At 70.7% G+C, this 20,258-nt stretch carries 13 protein-coding genes; 3 read left to right on the top strand and 10 right to left on the bottom strand.

What is annotated here, in order from left to right; genetic code table 11:
* Window positions 1-195: 195 nt before the first annotated feature.
* Complete coding sequence (locus tag ACFUJY_RS34960) at window positions 196-855, top strand: DUF899 domain-containing protein (RefSeq protein ID WP_383307199.1); 660 nt, start codon at window positions 196-198, stop codon at window positions 853-855.
* Between the two features lie 103 nt (window positions 856-958).
* Here the strand turns inward: ACFUJY_RS34960 and ACFUJY_RS34955 are convergent, their stop codons facing one another.
* Window positions 959-1,999: an alpha/beta fold hydrolase gene (locus ACFUJY_RS34955; protein ID WP_383307197.1), complete on the bottom strand. Its 1,041-nt coding sequence runs from the start codon at window positions 1,997-1,999 to the stop codon at window positions 959-961.
* Between the two features lie 204 nt (window positions 2,000-2,203).
* On the opposite strand from ACFUJY_RS34955, the gene ACFUJY_RS34950 reads away from it, so the two are divergent.
* Together ACFUJY_RS34950 and ACFUJY_RS34945 are read left to right on the top strand one after the other, a co-directional pair.
* Window positions 2,204-3,808, top strand: a complete 1,605-nt coding sequence (locus ACFUJY_RS34950) for a flavin-containing monooxygenase (RefSeq protein WP_383307195.1) — start codon at window positions 2,204-2,206, stop codon at window positions 3,806-3,808.
* 175 nt (window positions 3,809-3,983) lie between these two features.
* On the top strand, window positions 3,984-5,204 hold the full coding sequence (locus tag ACFUJY_RS34945; protein WP_383307193.1) for a cytochrome P450: 1,221 nt from the start codon (window positions 3,984-3,986) through the stop codon (window positions 5,202-5,204).
* A gap of 61 nt (window positions 5,205-5,265) precedes the next feature.
* On the opposite strand, the gene ACFUJY_RS34940 is transcribed toward ACFUJY_RS34945, so the two are convergent.
* From ACFUJY_RS34940 to ACFUJY_RS34900, 9 genes are all read right to left on the bottom strand, one after another.
* Window positions 5,266-6,690, bottom strand: a complete 1,425-nt coding sequence (locus ACFUJY_RS34940; RefSeq protein WP_383307191.1) for a tryptophan 7-halogenase — start codon at window positions 6,688-6,690, stop codon at window positions 5,266-5,268.
* A 93-nt stretch (window positions 6,691-6,783) separates the two neighbouring features.
* Window positions 6,784-7,806 (bottom strand): LLM class flavin-dependent oxidoreductase, encoded by a 1,023-nt coding sequence (locus tag ACFUJY_RS34935; protein ID WP_383307189.1) that lies wholly within the window; start codon window positions 7,804-7,806, stop codon window positions 6,784-6,786.
* Between the two features lie 36 nt (window positions 7,807-7,842).
* The gene (locus ACFUJY_RS34930) at window positions 7,843-12,825 is read right to left on the bottom strand and encodes an amino acid adenylation domain-containing protein (RefSeq protein ID WP_383307187.1); all 4,983 of its coding nucleotides are present in this window, start codon (window positions 12,823-12,825) and stop codon (window positions 7,843-7,845) included.
* A complete protein-coding gene (locus ACFUJY_RS34925) occupies window positions 12,822-13,031 on the bottom strand; it encodes an MbtH family protein (protein WP_383307185.1) in 210 nt (69 codons plus the stop codon). The genes ACFUJY_RS34930 and ACFUJY_RS34925 overlap by 4 nt, the downstream gene beginning before the upstream one ends.
* Before the next feature lie 46 nt (window positions 13,032-13,077).
* Window positions 13,078-14,121, bottom strand: coding sequence for a 4-hydroxyphenylpyruvate dioxygenase (hppD, locus tag ACFUJY_RS34920; protein WP_383307183.1), 1,044 nt, complete (start codon window positions 14,119-14,121; stop codon window positions 13,078-13,080).
* A 148-nt stretch (window positions 14,122-14,269) separates the two neighbouring features.
* Window positions 14,270-15,559, bottom strand: coding sequence for a PLP-dependent aminotransferase family protein (locus ACFUJY_RS34915; RefSeq protein WP_383307181.1), 1,290 nt, complete (start codon window positions 15,557-15,559; stop codon window positions 14,270-14,272).
* A complete protein-coding gene (locus tag ACFUJY_RS34910; protein WP_383307179.1) occupies window positions 15,552-16,226 on the bottom strand; it encodes a hypothetical protein in 675 nt (224 codons plus the stop codon). Before ACFUJY_RS34910 ends, ACFUJY_RS34915 begins: the two co-directional genes overlap by 8 nt.
* Window positions 16,223-17,707: an FAD-binding oxidoreductase gene (locus tag ACFUJY_RS34905; RefSeq protein WP_383307177.1), complete on the bottom strand. Its 1,485-nt coding sequence runs from the start codon at window positions 17,705-17,707 to the stop codon at window positions 16,223-16,225. The genes ACFUJY_RS34910 and ACFUJY_RS34905 overlap by 4 nt, the downstream gene beginning before the upstream one ends.
* A 92-nt stretch (window positions 17,708-17,799) precedes the next feature.
* Window positions 17,800-19,974, bottom strand: a complete 2,175-nt coding sequence (locus ACFUJY_RS34900; RefSeq protein ID WP_383307176.1) for a molybdopterin oxidoreductase family protein — start codon at window positions 19,972-19,974, stop codon at window positions 17,800-17,802.
* Window positions 19,975-20,258 lie beyond the last annotated feature (284 nt).

Here is a 20,258-nt window from a genome sequence, read left to right as displayed (position 1 = left end):
CCCAACAAGCACCGAGCCTCACCAAGCCGTCCCCCACAGCCTTCGCACACCCAGCCCCACCCACAAGCTCCCAGATTGCTCAACGGCAAAGGCCCGTATTCACGCTGAGGCAACGGAAGAGATGCGTCCCGGGAGGCCCCGCGGAAACAGTGGTGTCCACGTTTGTGGACGAGTCCGGAACTGGGAGATGTCGCGATGGCCCTGCCCGAAGTTGTGTCACGAGATGAGTGGTTCGCGGCGCGTCTGCCTCTTCTCGCCAAGGAGAAGGAGCACAGCCGCGCCCGAGACGCGCTGCACGCCGAACGGCAGAGTCTGCCGATGTTCCTCGTCGACGAGGACTACGGTTTCGACACCCCCGAAGGCAAGCGCAGCCTGCGCGACCTGTTCGACGGCCGGCGGCAGCTGATCGTCTACCACTTCATGCTGCCGTCCGTCACCGGCGGCAGCTTCTGCCTCGGCTGCTCGTTCTGGGTCGACAACATGCCCGCCCACCTCGAACACCTGCACGCCCGCGACACGTCGCTCGTGGTGGACTGCCCGGTGCCCCTGGCCGAGTTCCTCGAACACAAGGAGCGCATGGGCTGGACGGTCCCCGTGGCCTCGTCGTTCGGCAGCAGCTTCTACGACGACTTCAACTTCGAGCTCGTCCCGGAGGCGACGAAGATTCCGGGGATCAGCGTCTTCCTGCGCGGCGACGACGACCGGATCTACTGCACCTACTCGACCGCCTTCCGCGGAACGGACCTGGTGAACAACACCTACAACTACCTTGACCTGACCTTCCTCGGGCGGCAGGAGAAGGACCTGCCGTTCAAGTGGGCGTGGCTGCGTTACCACGACGAGTACGAGAACTGAGCCGGCCCCGGAATCCGGGCCGGTCGTCCGGCACGGTCGTACGGCGTGTGGCCGGTACCCCCGCGGGGGTACCGGCCACACGCCGTGGCGGGCCGCGGCACGGTCAGGACTTCAGCACCTCGGCCAGTGCCTCGTCGACGGCGGCCGCGTCCTCGGGCAGCAGGCCGAACATGGTGAAGTGCCCCAGCGGGCCCTCGATCACCCGGAACCGTGCGCTGTCGATCATGGCCGCGTCACGCTCATGGTCCTCGGCCGGGAACAGGAGGTCGTCGCCGAACGCGAAGACGAAGAACTCGGCGGTGATCCGGCCCAGCGCCGCCTCCAGGTCCCCGTCGGTGCACAGGCTGACGTCCGCGGCGCGCCACTTCGCCGCCTGGCACAGCAGGTTGTTGGGGTCCATGGGCTGGAAGTGGCTCCGCATGAAGCCCAGGGTGAACTCCTCGACCGCCGCGAATCCGAGCCGGCGCCACACCTCGTCGCGGAAGAACCGGTAGCTGGTGCTGGCCGCCGCCCAGGCCATCGCGTGTCGGCTCAGGCCGAGGTGCACGTCGTCGGAGTCCGTGTAGAAGCCGTCCGCGAACGCGGGGTCCGAGCGCAGGAGTTCGCACTGCGCGTCGAGCTGCAGCCGGTTCTGGACCGGCGTCCTCGCGTTGGCCGCGAACACGGCCGCACGCCGCACCATCTCCGGGTGGCGCACCGCCCACTCATACGTCTGCTGACCCCCCATCGACCAGCCGAGCACCGTGTGCAGGGCCGCGATCCCGAACTGCTCGGTCACCAGCCGGTGCTGCGCCCGTACGTCGTCGGCGATGGTCACCGCCGGAAAGCGGCCCCGGTCGAACGGCGCCGGCGTGTTGCTCGGCGACGACGACAGGCCGCTGCCGAACTGGTCGGGCAGGATGAGGAAGTACCGGGAAGGGTCGAGCGGGCGGCCTTCACCGATCAGCATCTGCATCGACGCCGACGTGCCCGAGTACATGTGCGGTACGAGCACGGCGTTGTCCTTGGCCGCGTTCAGGCGGCCGAGCGTCCGGTATGCCAGCCGTGCGTCCGGCAATGTGTCCCCGCTGTCCAGCGTGTACGGCCCGAGTTCGAAGTATTCGTGCGGGCCCTGCACTGCGGCCGAATAGTATTCGGCGCCCATGGCGACCTCCCAAAGGAATGGCTTTGCCCACGACTGTTCCGCCGAAGGCGGCGGTGGTCTTCTTCGCCCGTGCGCGCCTGCCCGAGCACCGCAACGGACGAGAACCCGAGTGTTCCGGCCTCACCAATACTCAGGAATCACCGTTGTCGTCAGCGGTCAAGGCGTACGGGTGGCACCATCCACGGTTGCGAAGGATTGATGCACATGGCCAGCGCGGCAGAGGAAATCGATGCGGTCGTCGTGGGGGCCGGATTCTCCGGTCTTTACATGCTCCACAAGCTCCGGCAAAAGGGCCTGTCGGTCAAGGTTTTCGAGGCGGGCGCCGGGATAGGCGGCACCTGGTATTGGAACAAGTATCCCGGCGCCCGGTGCGACGTGGAGAGCATGGACTATTCGTACTCGTTCGATCCCGAACTGGAACAGGAATGGGAGTGGACGGAGAAGTATCCGGGCCAGCCCGAGATCCTGTCCTACCTCGAGCACGTCGCGGACCGGCACGACCTGCGGAAGGACGTGGTCCTGGAGACCCGGGTCACCCACGCCGCCTTCGACGAGAGCACGTCCCGGTGGACCGTGCGGACCGACCAGGGCCACGAGGTGTCAGCGCAGTACTGCGTCATGGCGACCGGCTGCCTGTCGCAGCCCAAGTTCCCGGAGGTGCCCGGCCTGGACACGTTCTCGGGCCCCTGGTACCACACCGGCCTGTGGCCCGACGGCGGAGTCGACTTCAGCGGCCGGCGCGTCGGCGTGATCGGTACGGGCTCCTCGGGCATCCAGGTGATCCCCTTCATCGCCGACGAGGCCGCTGACCTGACGGTCTTCCAGCGCACCCCCAACTACGTCCTGTCGTCGTTCAACGGCCCCATCGACCAGGACCGGGTCCGGGACACCAAGGCCAATTACCGGCAGGCCCGGGAGGCGGCGAGGCAGTCCATCTTCGGCATCGCGGTGGACATGCCGACGAAGTCGGCGCTGGAGGTGAGCGACGAGGAGCGCCGGGAGGTCTACCAGCAGGGCTGGGAGCGCGGCCACCTCAACGCGATCCTCCAGGCGTACACCGACCTGATCTTCAACGAGGAGTCCAACGAGACCGCCGCGGCGTTCATCCGGGAGCAGGTCCGGGCCAGGGTCACCGACCCGGCCACGGCGGCGAAGCTCGAACCGCGCGGCTATCCGTACGGCACGAAGCGGCCGTGCCTCGACACCCGGTACTACGAGACGTTCAACCGCGAGCACGTCCACCTCGTGGACCTGCGGGAAGAGGCGCTGGTCGAGATCACGGAGAAGGGCGTCCGGACCACCGCGGGCGACTACGAGTTCGACACCCTCGTGATCGCCACGGGCTTCGACGCCATGACGGGCGCCCTCCGGAACATCGACATCACCGGCAAGGACGGGGTGTCGGTGCGCGACAAGTGGCAGGACGGCCCGGACACCTACCTCGGCCTGGCGCTCGCGGGTTTCCCGAACCTCTTCGTGATCACCGGCCCGGGCAGCCCGTCCGTGCTCAGCAACATGGTCGTCTCGATCGAGCAGCACGTCGAGTGGATCAGTGACCTGATCGACTACATGACCGCCAACGGCCACTCCGTGATCGAGGCCGGGGCGGCCGCGGAGAAGGAGTGGACGGAACACGTCCGCGCGGTCGGCGACATGACGCTGTTCACCAAGGCCGATTCGTACTACATCGGCGCCAACGTCCCCGGGAAGGCCCGCGTGCTGATGCCGTACGTCGGCGGCGTCGCGGGCTACCGGCAGAAGTGCGACGAGGTCGCGAGCGCCGGCTACGCCGGCTTCGAGCTGCGGTGAGGTGAGCCCGCGGCGCGGCACCGCCGGTCCGTCGGACCGGCGGTGCCGCGCCGCGGCTCGTCCACCGGCGAACGGGAAGAACACGACCGGCCCGAGCGGGCCACAGCCCGGTCGCATCCGCTGTGCGGAGGCGACCGCGAAGGAGCGCATCCTGATGGAACAGCGTTGCCCCGTAATGGATACGACGGGTCGGGACATCCACGCCGAGGCGGCCGCGCTGCGGGCGCGCGGGCCGGCCGTCCAGGTCGAACTGCCCGGCGGCGTCGTGGTGTGGTCGGTGACCTCCCACAGCGTCATCAAGCAGTTGCTGTCCAGCCCGAAGGTCACCAAGAGCGCACGCAACCACTGGCCCGCCTTCCGTGACGGCGAACTGGCGCCGGACTGGGAGATGATCAGCTGGGTGGCGATGGACAACGTGTCCACTTCCTACGGGAAGGACCACGTGCGGCTGCGCAAGCTCATCGGCAAGGCGTTCACCCCGCGCCGCACCGAGGCCATCCGCCCGCTGGTGGTCGGCCTGACCACGATGCTGCTCGACGCGCTGGAGGCGGCGCCCGCCGGAGAGGTCGTCGACCTCAAGGAGCGGTTCTGCTACCCGCTGCCGGGCATGCTGGTCGCCGAGCTGATCGGCATGGGCGAGGAGCAGCGTGCCGCCACCGCGAAGGTCATCGACATGATGATCGACACCACGGTGACCCCGGAGGTCGCGCAGGGCGTCCTGCAGGGCTGGCGCGGCGCGATGGCGGACCTGATCGCGGAGAAGCGCGCCAACCCGGGTGAGGACATCACCAGCGACCTCATCGCCGCCCGCGACGAGGACGGTTCACGGTTGAGCGAGCAGGAGCTGGCCGACACCATCTTCGCCATTCTCGGCGCCGGCTCGGAGACCACGATCAACTTCTTCGACAACGCCATCACCGAGCTGCTGAGCCACCCCGAGCAGCTCGCGCGGGTCCTGTCGGGCGAGAACAGCTGGGACGACGTCATCGACGAGATACTGCGCATGCAGTCTCCGCTGGCGAGCCTGCCGCTGCGCTACGCGGCCGAGGACGTCGAGCTGGACGGCGTGACCATCCCCAAGGGCGATCCCATCCTGATCAACTACGCCGCGGTGGGACGTGACCCCGGCCTGCACCCGGACAGCCCGGAGTGCTTCGACATCAGCCGGGACAACAAGGACCACCTGTCCTTCGGGCACGGCCCGCACTACTGCCTGGGTGCCGGGATCGCCCGCCTGGCCGCCACGGTCGGCCTGTCGGCGCTGTTCGAGCGCTTCCCGGACCTGTCCCTGGCCACGGCGCGCGACGAGCTGGTGCCGATGCCGACGTTCATCATGAACGGCCACCGCTCCCTGCCGGTCCGGTTGCGCGCGGAAGCGGGCAGCACGGCCGCCTGACCGGTTCACTCCCCGCGCGCATGGGTCAGCCCCCACCCGAAGGTGGGGGCTGACCCCTTTCTCACGCCGCCGCGGTGGCCGGCAGGGCCCAGTGCATCCCGTCGGCCGACGGCACCAGCCCGTCGGTGCGGACCGGTATCTGCTCGTCGAGGGTGCTTCCGGTGGCGGCCTGCACCTGGATGTTGGCGCCGGCCTGCGCGACCGCCCAGAGCGCTTCGTCGACGTCGCGCCGGGCGCCGTAGGCGCCGGCGTCGACCAGCGCGCGCTCGTCCGAGGAGCCACCGCCGACGAGGGACACGAAGGACTGCAGTTCCGAAGCCGTGCCGCCGGCGACCTTCTTGGCCTTCCAGAAGTAGGAGTTCTCGTCGGCGTGCATGTCGTAGAAGGAGACGAGGAACTCGTGGAAGCGCATGTACTCCTGCCGGTAGCGGGCTTCGTACTCCTCGAACAGCGTCTTCTCGTCGATCCCGGTCCCGGCCGTCGCGCGCAGGGCGGTGTTGAGCGAGCGCGCGACGAGCAGTCCCCCGTAGGTGGCCAGGTGCACGCCGGAGGAGAACACCGGGTCGATGAAGCCCGCCGCGTCACCCACCAGCACCAGTCCCGGCCGGGAGAACTTCTCCTGGATGTAGGAGTAGTCCTTGCGCACCCGGATCTCACCGTACGGGCCGCTCGTGACCCGCTGGGCGTCGGACAGGAAGTCGGCGATCATCGGGCACTCCGCGATCAGCTCCTTCAGCGCCTGCTCACGGTCCCCCTGGATGCGGTCCAGCGCGTCGCGGTGCACCACCGCGCCCACGCTGGTCAGCTCGTCGGACAGCGGGATGTACCAGAACCAGCCGGCGCTGAAGGCGACCGCCAGGATGTTGCCGGAGGTCGGGGCGGGCATCCGCTTGCCGCCGGTGAAGTAGCCGAAGAGCGCGAGGTTGCGGAAGAACTCGGAGTACTGCCGCTTGCCGCCCACCCGGGAGTGGATGCGGCTCAGGTTGCCCGAGGCGTCCACCACGTACCGGCCGCGGAACTCGCGCCGGACGCCCGCGGCGTCGGTGCAGCTGACCCCGCAGACCCGGCCGTTCTCCTCGATGACGTCGGTGACGGTGTGCTCCTCGTGCACGTCGACGCCGTTCCTCCTGGCGTTGTCGAGCAGGATCTGGTCGAACTTCATCCGCTCCACCTGGTAGGCGGGTGCCGCCGCATCGGCGAACTCGGGCGCGATGCCGAAGTCGAACGTCCACGGCTCGGGGTTGGCGCCCCAGCGGAAGGTGCCGCCCCGCTTGACCGGGAACCCGGCCTGTTCCAGTTCCTCGGACACGCCGAGCAGCCGGCAGATGCCCTGCACGGTGGACGGCAGCAGCGACTCGCCGATCTGGTAGCGGGGGAACCGCTCCTTCTCCAGGAGCACGACCCGGTGGCCCTGCTTGGCGACCAGCGTGGCCACCGTCGAACCGCCGGGGCCGCCGCCGACGACGATCACGTCAGTCTCGGTCATGTCTGTCATCGTTTTCCTTCGCTCCGCGCAGGCGGACGCCTGCGACCTCCGAACGCGCCGGCGGGCCCGGCGCGCGACGGCTGATGGCTGGTGTTATCCGTCCATGGCCGCGACGGCTCGCTCGACAGCGATCCGGGCGTGCCACAGGTCATCGGGCTCGCGGGGGATGTCGAGCACGAATGTGCGGATGCCTCCGTTCAGATACGTGGTCACCGCCCGGGCCACTTCGTCGTGGCTGCCCACCAGGTAGGGACAGAACGTGTGGTGGTAGCGGAAGGGCACGAGCCAGTACGGCTGGTCCTCCGCCTCATCGGGAATGGGTACGGAGGCCAGTTGCGGCTGCCAGGACGAGCCGCCCGCGGACAGCAGCAGCTTCATCCGCTCGGCTCCCTCGGGGTCGGCCGGGAACCGCTTGTGGGCGATGCGCCAGGCCTCGGCCGAGTCGTCCCGCGCGATGATGCCGATGCTGATGCCCGAGCCGAACCTGTTCTTCCGCCGGCCCGGGCTCGCGAAGTCCTCCGGCAGCACCGGGAACGAGAGCTGGCCGAGGCCCAGGGACTCGCCGGCCCGCAGGCTGGCCGGCGAGGAGCCGGATACGTACGCCCTGGGCAGCAGGTCCTCCGGCACCGCCGTGGTGAGCCGGGCCCGCCGGAGCGTGTAGTACTCCCCGTCGAGGTTGGCCATGCCGCCGCCGAGCAGTGTTCTGATGACGCTCGCGTACTCGGTCAGCCGGTCGTAGCGGGCGTCGTGCGCCAGGGTGTCCCCCTGGACGGTCAGATCGCGGATGAATCCACCGCTGACGAAGTTGATGTCGACCCGCCGGCCGTACAGGTGCGCGAGCGACGACACCGCCCGGGCCACCGAGAACGGGGTCTTGTCCCACGGCTGCACCGCGACGAGCGGCACGAAGGAGGCGGTGTTCGCGATGGCCGCCTGAGCCGCCAGCCACACGTCCATCGACGTGTTGTCGCTGTACACCAGGCCGCCGCGGTAGCCCGCTTCGTCCACCCACCCGGCAAGCTCCAGCAGCGTGCGCAGATGGGACGTCTGGCCGTGTCCGATGCTGGACCGGACCGTCGAATAGAGAGTGACACCGCTGGTGGCCAGGTCGGTCATGTCTTCCCTCCCGCCCTACGGGCGTGGTTGCGCGGATCAGGGCTGGTCGGCCGCGGGCACCAGGCCCCGGCCGGCGAGGCCGCTGACGGACGGGTCGGCCAGGAATTCCCGCAGGCTGATCGTGATCCCGAACTGCTCCTCCAGCCGGGCGACCAGCACGGCGGAGAGCAGGGAGTGTCCGCCCAGGTCGAAGAAGCTGTCGTCGACGCCGACCCGTTCGACGCCCAGGACCTCGGCGAACAGCTCGCACAGCATGCCTTCCACGGGCGTGGCCGGCTCCCGGCCCGCTCCCCCCGTGAACACCGGCACGGGCAGCGCCTTGCGGTCCAGCTTCCCGTTCACCGTCAACGGCAGCGCGTCCAGCACCACCACCGCCGAAGGCACCATGTGCGCGGGCAGCACCTCCGCCACGGCCGCCCGCAGCCCCGCGGGGTCCAGCACGTGTCCGGCGGCCGACTGCGCGTAGCCGACCAGCCGGCGGTCGCCCGGCCGGTCCTCGCGGACCACGACGACGGCCTGGTCCACTCCGGGCTGCCGGACCAGCACCGCCTCCGCCTCGCCCGGTTCGACCCGGAACCCGCGGATCTTGACCTGTGCGTCGGCCCGGCCGAGGTACTCCAGCTCGCCGTCGCGCCGCCGCCGCACCAGGTCACCGGTGCGGTACATCCGCTCCCCGGGGAGGAACGGGCACGCGACGAACCGCTGGGAGGTGAGCCCCGGCTGGTTCAGGTATCCCCGGGCCAGACACGGTCCGGCGAGGTAGAGCTCGCCCACCACGCCCGACGCCACCGGCTCCAGCCGGTCGTCCAGCACGAACGCCCGCACGTTCCAGGCCGGTTTGCCGATCGGCGCGTCCCCGCCCGACAGCGGTGCGCTGATCGTCGTGCACACCGTGGTCTCGGTCGGGCCGTAGGCGTTGAACATGCGCCGGCCCGCCGACCACTCGACGGCGAGCTCGCTGGGGAGTGCTTCGCCGCCGACGACCAGGCATTCCAGTCCCCGCACGCCTTCGGGCGCTCCCCCGGCCAGCGCGGCCGGGGCCACCACCGCGTGGGTGACCCGCAGTTCGCGCAGGGTCGTGACCAGCTCCTCCCCGGCCAGCGGTCCCGGCTCGGGGAGGACCAGGGCCGCCCCGGCGGGCAGGGACGAGAGCAGTTCCAGCAGCGACATGTCGAAGCTCAGCGAAAGCAGCTGGGCCATGCGCGAGCCGGGGCCCGTGCCCAGTGTGTCGATCATGAACGCGGACAGGTTGGCCAGGCCCAGGTGACTCACCACCACGCCCTTGGGACGCCCGGTGGAGCCCGAGGTGTAGATCACGTACGCCGGATGCGCGGGCAGCAGCGGCGCCACCCGGTCCTCGTCCGTGACGGGGCCACCAGGCAGCCCCGCCACCTCCGCGGCCGTCCCCGGGTCGTCCAGGACGACCAGCCGGCCCCGGGTGTCCAGGTGCCCGCCCGCCCGCTGACTCGTGACGACCGCGACCGGCGTGGCGTCGGTGAGCATGTAGTCGATCCGGTCCGCCGGATAGCCCGGATCGACCGGAAGATACGCCGCCCCTGTCTTGGACACCGCGAGCACCGCGGCCACCAGTTCCAACGACCGCGGCAACGCGACCGCCACCACCCGCTCCGGCCCCGCCCCCAGTCCCACCAGATACCGCGCCAGCCGACTCGACCACGCGTCCAGCTCCGCGAACGACCACGACACACCGGCACACTCGAGCGCCACCGCATCCGGCGTACGCACCACCTGCGCACCGAACAACTCCGGCAACACCCCCACCGGCACATCCCGCACCACGCCGTCCCACCCCGAGACGACCGACTCGTGCTCGGCCGGCGAGAGCAGGCGGACACCGCTGACCCGCAGCGCCGGGTCGGCCGAGACCTGGCCCAGCAACCGCGCGAGCCGCTCCGCCAGCGCGTTCACCGTGTCTTCGTCGAACAGGTCGACCGCGTACTCGAGGACACCGCTGATCCCGTCCGGGGTGCCGTCCGGCCGGTGCCGCGACCGGTAGGTCAGGGTCAGGTCGAACTTGGCCGAGCCCGCGTCCAGCGGCAGCTCCCGGGCCCGCAGACCACGGATTCCCCATTCCCCGGCGGTGTCGTCGTCGGTGGCCAGCATCACCTGGAACAGCGGGTGGTGGGCGCTCGAACGTACCGGGTTCAGCGCTTCCACCAGCCGCTCGAACGGGACGTCCTGGTGCGCGTAGGCGGCCAGGTCCTGGTCACGGACCCGGCCCAGCAGCTCCGCGAAGCTCGGGTCGCCGGACAGGTCCGTCCGGAGCACCAGGGTGTTGACCAGGAAACCGACCAGCTGGTAGAGCCTCTCCTCGCCTCCCCGGCCGGCCACCGGGACACCGATCGGGATGTCGGTGCCGGCGCCGGACCGGGACAGCAGCACCGCCAGCCCTGCCTGCAGCACCATGAACACGGTGACCTGGTGCGCCCGGGCCAGCTCCACCAGCGCGCGGTGCAGCTCCGCGTCCAGATCCATCGTGACGTAGGCACCGCGATGGGAGGGGCGCGCCGGCCGGGGCCGGTCGAACGGCAGCTCCAGTTGTTCGGGCAGGCCGGTGAGCGCCGACTTCCAGTAGGCGATCTGCCGGGCCGACACGCTCCCGGGGCCCTGGTCCCCGTCCAGCAGTTCGCGTTGCCACAGCGTGTAGTCCGCGTACTGCACGGGCAGCGCCGGCCACTCCGGGGCGCTCCCCGCGAGGCGTGCCTGATACGCCTCCTCCAGGTCCCGCAGCATGACGCCGAGGGACCAGCCGTCGCCGGCGATGTGGTGGATCAGCAGCACGAGCACGCAGTCGTCGGGCCCGAGCGTGAACAGCCATGCGCGCACCGGCAGTTCGGCGGCCAGGTCGAACACGTACCGTGCCGCCCGCTCGGTCAGCGCGGCCAGCTCGGACTCCCCGGCCCGCACCACCGTGACCTCGGGCACCGCTCGTGCGGCCGGTGTCACCTGCTGGTAGGGCTGCCCGTCGACCACCGGGAACGTCGTCCGCAGCGCTTCGTGCCGTCCGACCACGTCACGGAGGGCCGCGGTCAGCGCGGCCGCGTCCATCGGCCCTCGCAGCCGCCACGCGACCGGCACGTTGTAGGTCGCGCTCGGTCCCTCCGACCGGGTCAGGAACCACAGCCGCTGCTGCGCGAACGACAGCGGCAGGCGCTCGGGCCGCTCCGCCCGCACCAGTGCGGGCCACGCCGGCCCGGTCTCGTCGAGCGACCGTGCCAGCGATTCGGCCGTCGGGTGGTCGAAGACCGTCCGGATCTCCAGCTCCGCGCCGAGCGCCGACCGCACCCGGCTGATCAGCCGTGCCACCAGCAGGGAGTGTCCGCCCAGGTCGAAGAAGCTGTCGTCGACGCCGACCCGTTCGACGCCCAGGACCTCGGCGAACAGCTCGCACAGCATGCCCTCCACGGGCGTGGCCGGCTCCCGGCCCGCTCCTCCCGTGAACACCGGCGCGGGCAGCGCCTTGCGGTCCAGCTTCCCGTTCACCGTCAACGGCAGCGCCGCCAGCACCACCACCGCCGACGGCACCATGTGCGCGGGCAGCACCTCCGCCACCGCCGCCCGCACTCCCGCGGGGTCCGGCCGGCTTCCCGCCTCGGGCACGGCGTACCCGACCAGCCGGCGGTCCCCCGGCCGGTCCTCGCGGACCACGACCGTGGCTCGTGCCACCCCCGGCTGCGCGGCCATCACGGCCTCGATCTCGCCCGGCTCGATCCGGAATCCATGGACCTGGACCTGTTCGTCGGCCCGGCCGAGGTACTCCAGCTCGCCGTCGCGCCGCCGCCGCACCAGGTCGCCGGTGCGGTACATCCGCTCGCCCGGGAGGAACGGGCACGCGACGAACCGCTGGGAGGTGAGCCCCGGCTGGTTCAGATACCCCCGGGCCAGACACGGCCCCGCCACATAGAGCTCGCCCTCCACGCCCGGCGCCACCGGCTCCAGCCGGTCGTCCAGCACGAACGCCCGCACGTCCCAGACCGGTTTCCCGATCGGCGCGTCCCCGCCCGACAGCGGCCCGCTCATCGTCGTGCACACCGTCGCCTCGGTCGGCCCGTAGGCGTTGTACATCCGCCGGCCCACCGACCACTCGGCGACGACCTCGCCCGGGCACGCCTCGCCGCCGACCAGCAGGCATTCGAGGCCGGGCAGTTGGTCGGGGGCCGCTCCGGCCAGGGCCGCCGGCCCCACCAGGGCATGGGTCACCCGCAGTCCGCGCAGGGCGTCGGCCAGCACCTCTCCGGCCAGCTGCCGCTGTTCCGGCAGGACCAGCGCGGCACCGGCGGGCAGCGACATGACCAGTTCGAGGACGGCCGCGTCAAAACTCAGCGAGGCCACCTGCCCGACTCGCGATCCGGGCCCGATGTCCAAGGTGTCGATGAGGAACGCGGAGAGCGCGGCCAGGCCCAGGTGGCTCACCACCACGCCCTTGGGACGCCCGGTGGACCCCGAGGTGTAGATCACGTACGCCGGATGCGCGGGCAGCAGTGGCGCCGCCCGGTCCTCGTCCGTGACGGGGCCACCGGACAGTCCCGCCACCTCCGCGGCCGTCCCCGGGTCGTCCACGAGGATCGCGGTCACATCCGCCGCGTCCGGCAGGAGCGCGGCAGTGGCCCGGTCGGTGATCAGCAGGGCCGGCGTGGCGTCGGTGAGCATGTAGTCGATCCGGTCCGCCGGATAGCCCGGATCGACCGGAAGATACGCCGCACCCGCCTTCGACACCGCGAGCACCGCGGCCACCAGTTCCAACGACCGCGGCAACGCGACCGCCACCACCCGCTCCGGCCCCGCCCCCAGCCCCACCAGATACCGCGCCAGCCGACTCGACCACGCGTCCAGCTCCGTGAACGACCACGACACACCGGCACACTCGAGCGCCACCGCATCCGGCGTACGCACCACCTGCGCACCGAACAACTCCGGCAACACCCCCACCGGCACATCCCGCACCACGCCGCCCCACCCCGAGACGACCGACTCCGGCTGGATGCCCATCCCGGTCATGCCCGTTCGGCTCGGACAAGGCTGCTGGGGCGCATGTCGGTCCACTGCGCTTCGACGAATGCGAGGCAGTTCGAGCGGGAGTCCACGTCATGCGCCGGGGTCCAGCCGGCCGGAACCGCGACATCGGCGGGCCACAGGCTGTACTGACCTTCGGAATTCACCAGGACCAGATACAGGGCGTCAGGGTCCTCGAATGGATTGGACATGGAAACCTCATTCCGGTTGACGGGCGGAATCCTTGAAAGCTGTCGCTCAGGACGTGGGACCGGCTTCTTGTTCCGCCTTGACGCTGTCGTAGAGATGCCGAATGTTCGAGCTGCCGAACGACGTCGCGCCGACCCGTTCGATGATCTCCAGGAAGATGGTGTTCCTCGGGTGCACGGATTTGGCGAATATCTGGAACAGCTGGCCGTCGTGGTCCTCGTCCACCAGTACGTTCAGATCACGCAGTTCACCCACGGGGTGCCGGTGCTGCTGGACCCGTTCGGCAAGCACGGAGTAGTACGCGCCCGGTGTGGTCAGCATCTCGATGCCGCGTCCGGAGAGTCCGCGCACGGTGGTGAGGATGTCCGCGGTGCTGAAGGCCATGTGCTGCACGCCCGGACCGTCGTGGTCCTTGAGGAACTTGTCGATCTGGCCCACTGCCATGTGGGTGTCGGCCTCGATCAGGGTGAAGGTGACGGCGCGCGACTTGCTCTGGACGACCTTGATGAGCATCCCCTGGTCACCGGTGACGATCCGCTCGGTGAGCGTGAGGTCGAAGTCCAGTGTGCGCAGGTAGTAGTCGACGGTCTCGTCCAGCCGGCCCGGTTCGACGCAGGCCGCGAAGTGGTCCACCAGGAGCAGCCCGGTCCCCTGGTCCGGGGCGGGGCCCGGTTCGGCGAGGAGTCCGCGCCCGTCGGCCGCCGTCGAGCCGTCCGGCCGCTGGACGAAGGTGTGCGTCACGTCGCCGAATCCGGTGACCGTGGCCGTGGTCGTCCCGCCCCGGGTGACCGGTTCCGCGACCGGCAGGGCGCCGCGTCGTACGGACTCGGCGAAGGCGGCCGCGGCGTCCGGCACCCGGATGCCTATGTCGCCGACGCCGTCGCCGTGCCGTGCCGCGTAGGCGCGGGCCGGGTGGTCCTCGCTCGACTCGGTGAGCAGCAGGTCGATGCCGCCCTGCCCGACGTTGACCGTCCGCGTGGCACCGCTCGCCGAAACCGACTTCGCGCGCACGGCGAACCCGTAGCCGTCGACGAGCCAGGAGAGACTTCGGCCGATATCCTCGACGTAGAACTCGACATAGTCGATCTTCATATCCTGTAGAGCGTTCTTCACGGTCTCTACCTCCACCGATGAGTTTCTGGCCTCAGGCGTGCCGCCCCAGCGCGCTACTTCGAGAATCACAGTGCCGGACCGGCGCTGTCGTCTCTCACGTTGCCTGCGTGGGTGAAAAGGCAGCGGGTCATGCCTTTTCCGCGACCAGCCGGGAAAGCCTCCGCACGCCCTCCGAAATCTGTTCCGGCGCCAGGTAACTGCAGGACAGCCGGACGGAGTGGTCACCGCCATCGGTGTAGAAGAACCTCATCGGCGTCCAGAGAACGCCGTACCGGTCCGCGGAGAGTTCCAGAAGCGCCTCGTCGGCGCGGAACGGCAGGTCGACGACTGCGAAGAATCCACCGCCGGGCACATTCCAGCGCACCATTCCTTCGTCGCGCCAGGATTGCGGGAAGAATTTCTCCAGCGCATCGAGCAGAGTACGCAGGTTGTCGCGGTAGAAGGCGATCTTGTCGCGGTTGGCGGCGCGCAGGCCGCAGTCCGCCTCGACGAGGACGCCGCCGATGACGGCTTGCGAGACCGCCGAGGTGTTCAGGGTCAGCATGCTCTTGACCGCCGACATCTCGTCGGCGAGCAGGGTGCGCCGGCCCCGCTCGTCGACCACCGTCTGATCGGCGACGAGGAACCCCACCCGGGCGCCGGGAAAGATGGATTTGGAGAAGGACCCCAGATAGATCACGCGTCCGTCGGTGTCCAACGACTTCAGGGTCGGGCGCGGCTCGTCGTCGAGCCCGAAGAGGCCGTACGGGTCGTCTTCGAGCAGCAGCAGGTCCTGTTCGGCCGCGATGTCGAGCAGCAGGCGGCGGGTGGCCACGGGCAGCGAGATGCCGGAGGGGTTGGAGAAGTTCGGTACGAGGTAGAGCGCACGGGGGCGCTTGCCGGCGGCACGGACCGCGCGCGCCACCTCGGCCACGGTCTCCGGCGCCAGCCCGGTCGGCGACTCCGGTACGGGCACCACCTCGACGCCCAGAATCCGGGCCGCGCCGGTCAGCCCGACGTAGCAGGGCTCGACCGCGAGGACGACGTCCTCGGGGTGCGGGCACAGTGCCCGCAGCGCGATGACCATGGCCTCCTGGCAGCCCGATGTGACCATCACCGCCTCCGGCGGCACCACGATGCCCTCGTCGGTCTCCAGCATTCGGGCGATCAGGGGGTGGAGGTGGCCGTTGGTCCGCCCGTACTGGAGCAGCAGACCCCGCACCCGCGCCTCGGAGAGTCCTTCGGCGCGGAGATGGCGCAGATACGTGTCGAGGTGACGCCGTACGTCCTCGGTGGAGTAGAACCCGTCGTAGGGGCGGCCCGCGGCCAGCGAGATCGCGTCCGGGAACCGGCCGGCGACCTCATTGAGGAAGTTCATCGAGGTCGCGGCGGGGTCGGACACCGAGACGTGCAAGTCGGCACGGGAGAGCTCAACCATGGTCCGCCGATCGGGTCGCAGCCAGCGTGGTCAGCTCCACGAGCCGGGTGCCGACGTCGATGACGGGCAGGTCACAGACGGCGGTGATCAGCGGCAGGAGCGCGGTGAAGTGCGTGCAGGCCAGGACGACGGCGTCCAGGCCGAGGTGCTGGGCCAGGCGCAGCGTGGTCGGCAGGTGGGAGGCGGTGAAGGCCGCCGCCGCGTCACCGGCCTCGATCCCGCGCACCAGCGCCGGATCGGAGACCCCGAGCATGCGGTGCCCGGGGGCGATCCGCAGGGCGGTGCGCTCGAAGCCGAGCAGCGCCTGGGCGTTGCCGGTGACCACCAGGGACGACTCCAGCTTCGGCAGCAGTTCGCCGTAGACCGTGACCGGTGAGACGACGGGCAGCACCGCGTCGTCATGGTTCACCACGGCGGACATGGAGTTGCAGAACAGCATGACCTGCTCGGTGCCGGCCGCCCGCAGCTCGGCGAGGCGCCGGTGGAACGAGTCGGCCAGGGCTCCGGGGGCGTGGTACTGCAGCCGGTCCTGTTCGTCGGGCGACGCCGCCATGGCGTACGGGTGCGCGGGCACCCCCTCGGCGCGCAGCAGCTCGACGCCGAGTCCCGAGTCGTAGGGGGTGCCGGCGATGACCGCCACCGCTGGTCCTGTTCCGGCCGTCGTCATGGGTTCACCGTCCTCGCGGCATCCGTTCTCCTCGGTGCCCGCGGGCGGGCAGCCGACCGCCGTCTTCCGGCTTGCGGTCGGTCCGACGCGATCACCTTGCCGGGGTTGAAGATCCCGGCCGGGTCCAGCGCGGCCTTCAACGCCCGGTTCACCCGCATGCCGACGGGGCCGAGTTCACGGGCGAGCCAGTCCCGCTTGAGCGTGCCGACGCCGTGCTCGCCGGTGCAGGTGCCGCCCAGCGCGAGGCCCAGCCGCATGATGTCGTCGAACACCCGCCGCCCGCGGTCCATGCTGGACGGGTCCGCCCGGTCCACCACGATGACCGGATGCAGATTTCCGTCCCCGGCGTGCCCGACCACCGCGACCAGGAGGCCGTGCCGTGCGGAGATCTCCTCGACCTCCGTCATGAAGTCGGCGATCCGCGTTCTCGGCACCGCGACGTCGTCGACGACGAGGCCGCCCCGCCCGCTGGGGAACGCCCGCGCCGCGAGGTGTTCCATGGCCGGATGGGCCAGCCGGCGGGCGGCGGTCAGCGCCTCCGCCTGGGCCGTGTCCTCGGCCACGTACACCTCGACCGCGCCGGCGGCCCGGCAGTGGTCGGCGATCGCGGCCAGTTCGGCCGCGGCGCCCTCGCCGGTGTCGGTCCCGATCAGCAGCATCGCCCCGGCCGTGTCGGGGAGGCCCATCGGCCGGTACGACTCGATGGCCTCCAGGTGTGTGCGGTCGAGCAGCTCCAGCATGCTCGGCACGTGGCCGGCGGCGGTCACCGCCGCCACGGCGTCGCAGGCGGCCGTCATCGTGGGGCAGAGCGCGACCAGCGTCCGGAGCTCCCCGGCGGCGGGCCGGAGCCTGACGGTGATCTCGGTGATGATGCCGAGCGTGCCCTCGGCGCCGACGAACAGCCGCGTCAGGTCGTACCCGGCGACGCCCTTCACGGTCCGGCGGCCGCAGCGGAGGATCTCGCCGTCGGCGAGCACGATCTCCAGGCCGAGCACGTACTCGCCGGTGACCCCGTACTTCACGCAGCACATCCCGCCCGCGTCGGTGGAGACGTTGCCGCCGATCGTCGAGGACTCCCAGGAGCCGGGGTCCGGCGGGTAGGCGAGGCCGTGCGCCGCGACCGCGCGGTGCAGGTCGGCGTTGACGACGCCCGGCTGCACGACCGCGATGCGCTCCGCCGGGTCGATCTCGACGATGCGGTTCAACCCGGTCAGCGACACCACCAGGGCACCGTCGACCGCGTTGGCGGCGCCGGTGAGCCCGGTGCGCGCGCCCTGCGGGACGACCGGGACACCGTGTGCGGCGGCCACCCGGACGGTCGCCGCGACCTCGGCGGTGTCCCGCGGGCGTACGACGGCCAGCGGCGTGCCGGCGGCGCACAGGTCGCCTTCGTCGCGGCGGTGAGCGGCCAGCAGATCCGGGTCGGTGAGCACTCGACCGGTGGGCAGCACCGCCAGTAACTCTTCGACTGTGGCATCCATTCCCGCACCGTAACGAGGCGTGCCGGCCGGGCTCCATCCGGTGAGGCGAACTCCGCATTCCCGGAGACGGGCACCGGTACGGCCGTGCGGTCCTATGACGCCGTCCCCCGGAGAGGCGCGGCCCGCACCGTCACCGGCACCCCGTTGAACACGGCGGTTCCCGAGACCCCGTCCAGCACCGCGTCGTCGGTCAGGACGTTCGCGTTCACTCCGGGGTCCCGGCGCGCGACCTTCTGCGGGGAGTCCTGGTGGCCCCAACCGTGCGGCAGGCTCACCACGCCGGGCATGATCGTGTCGGTGATCTCGACCGGCACGGTCACCTCGCCGACCGCCGAGCCGATCAGGGCCGGCGTGGCGGCGTCCAGGCCGAGCCGGGCGGCGTCGCCCGGGTGGATCTGGAGCGTGCAGAGGTTGGTGCCGCCGCGAAGCTCCGGCACGTTGTGCAGCCAGCTGTTGTTCGAGCGGAGGTGGCGGCGGCCGATCAGCACGAACTCCGGCGGTTCCGCCTCCAGACAGGTGCGCAGCCGTCCGGCCTCCGCGAGGAGTTCTCCGGGCGCCAGGTCCACGCTGTTGTCGGGGGTGCGCAGCAGGCCCGGCAGGCGCGGTTGCAGCGGCCCCAGGTCCACGCCGTGCTCCGCGTCGAGCAGGGTCTTGAGCGACAGGCCGTAGCCGCCGGCCCGGAGCAGCGCGTCCAGGATCTTCTCGGGGCCGTCCTCGCCGTCGAGTCCGTCGGCCGCCTCGCCGGTGATGCCGAGCTGTTCGAGGAACATCTCCTCGGCGCGGGCCGGCTGGGCGTCGGCGCCGAGCCCGGCGGCGATGAGCGTCAGCCGGGCCAGGATCTCGGCCTCGCTGCGCTGGTCGTCGTCGAGCGGCAGGATCGCACGGGAGTAGCGCGCGTAGTTGCGCACCATGATGATCTGCACCAGGAAGTCGAAGTGCGGGCTCTGGAGCGTGCGCGGTGGCGGCAGGATCACGTCGGCGAGGCGTGTCGTCTCGTTCAGGTACGGGTCGACGCAGACCACGAACTCCAGCCCGTCGATGGCACGGGCCAGCCGGGGCGCGTTGGGCGCCGAGGACGCCGGGTTGCCGGCGACCGACACCAGCGCCCGGACCTGTCCCTCGCCCGGGGTCTCGATCTCGTCGGCCAGGGTCGCGACCGGCAGCTCTCCGAGCACCTCGGGCAGCCCCCGTACCCGGCTGTGCCACTTGCCGGTCGAGAACGCGGGGCCGGCCCGGAAGATCTCCAGCGCCGCCGTCTCGGCGAACATCACGCCGCCCCGGCGGTCCAGATTGCCCGTCAGCGTGTTGAGCACGTCCACCAGCCATTGCGCCACCGTGCCGAAGCGGGTGGTGCACGTGCCGATCCGTGCGTAGACCGCGGCCGTGGGTGCCGCGGCCAGTTCCCGGGCCGTGCGCGCGATGGTCTCCGGCGCGATCCCGCACACCGGCCCCACGGCCTCCGGCGGGAAGTCGCGGGCCACCTCGCGCAGCGCCTCCAGCCCGGAGACCGGCAGACCGATCCGCTCCAGGCCCTCCTCCAGCACGGTGTGCACCATCGCCATCAGCAGCAGCGGATCGGTGCCGGGCCGGACGGACAGGTGCTCGTCGGCCAGCGCGGCGGTGCGGGTGCGCCGGGGGTCGACGACCACCAGCTTCCCGCCCCTCCTGCGGAGGTCCTTGAGACGCCCGGCGAAGTCCGGGGCCGCGCACAGCGAGCCGTTGGACTCCGCCGGGTTGGCGCCCAGGATCAGCAGGTGGTCGGTGTGGTCCAGGTCGGGCACTCCGATCGCCATCGCGTCGCCGAACATCAGGCCGCCGGCGACCTGCTTGGGCATCTGGTCCGCGGTACTGGCCGAGTACACGTTCTTCGACCCCATGGCCTGGCTCATCGCCTGGCGGTAGAGGTACGCGCCGATCGTGTGGAAGGTGGGGTTGCCGAAGTACAGCGCCACCGCGTCCGGACCGTGCCTGCCGACGACCTCGGACAGGCCCGCGTCCACCGCCGCGAATGCCTCTTCCCAGCTGACCTCGCGCAGTTCGCCGTCCCGGCGCAGCAGGGGCCTGCGCAGCCGGTCGGGGTCCTCGTCCAGTTTTCCGAGTACCGCGCCCTTGGGGCAGATGTATCCCTTGGAAAAGGGGTCCTGCTCGTCCCCGGTGACCCGCAGGACGCGGCCGGCGTCGTTCAGTTCGAGCTTCAGGGCACAGCCTGCCTCGCACAGCGGGCAGGTCCGGTACGCGGTCCTCGTCCTGCCCTCCCGGGCCGACATGTCATTGATGGTGACCACTACTCCCTCGGGACGGCGCGGCTTTCCCGACGACACGGTAGGTGCGAACCCGCTCCCGGGGGGCCCGGTCCGGCCGTCGGCGCATTCTGCGAGAAGTGACCGAATTCCGGGGCGCCCCGGGTGATTCGGCATTCCGGAAGGTGTCCGGAGCGGGGCCGCCAAAACGGTTCGGGGCCTTTGCCGTTGAGCAATCTGGGAGCTTGTGGGTGGGGCTGGGTGTGCGAAGGCTGTGGGGGACGGCTTGGTGAGGCTCGGTGCTTGTTGGG

It is taken from the genome of Streptomyces sp. NPDC057249 (assembly GCF_042669245.1).
Lineage (GTDB): Bacteria > Actinomycetota > Actinomycetes > Streptomycetales > Streptomycetaceae > Streptomyces.
Note: the sequence above shows the minus strand (reverse complement) of the source record. Positions and strands in the feature narration are given on the sequence as shown.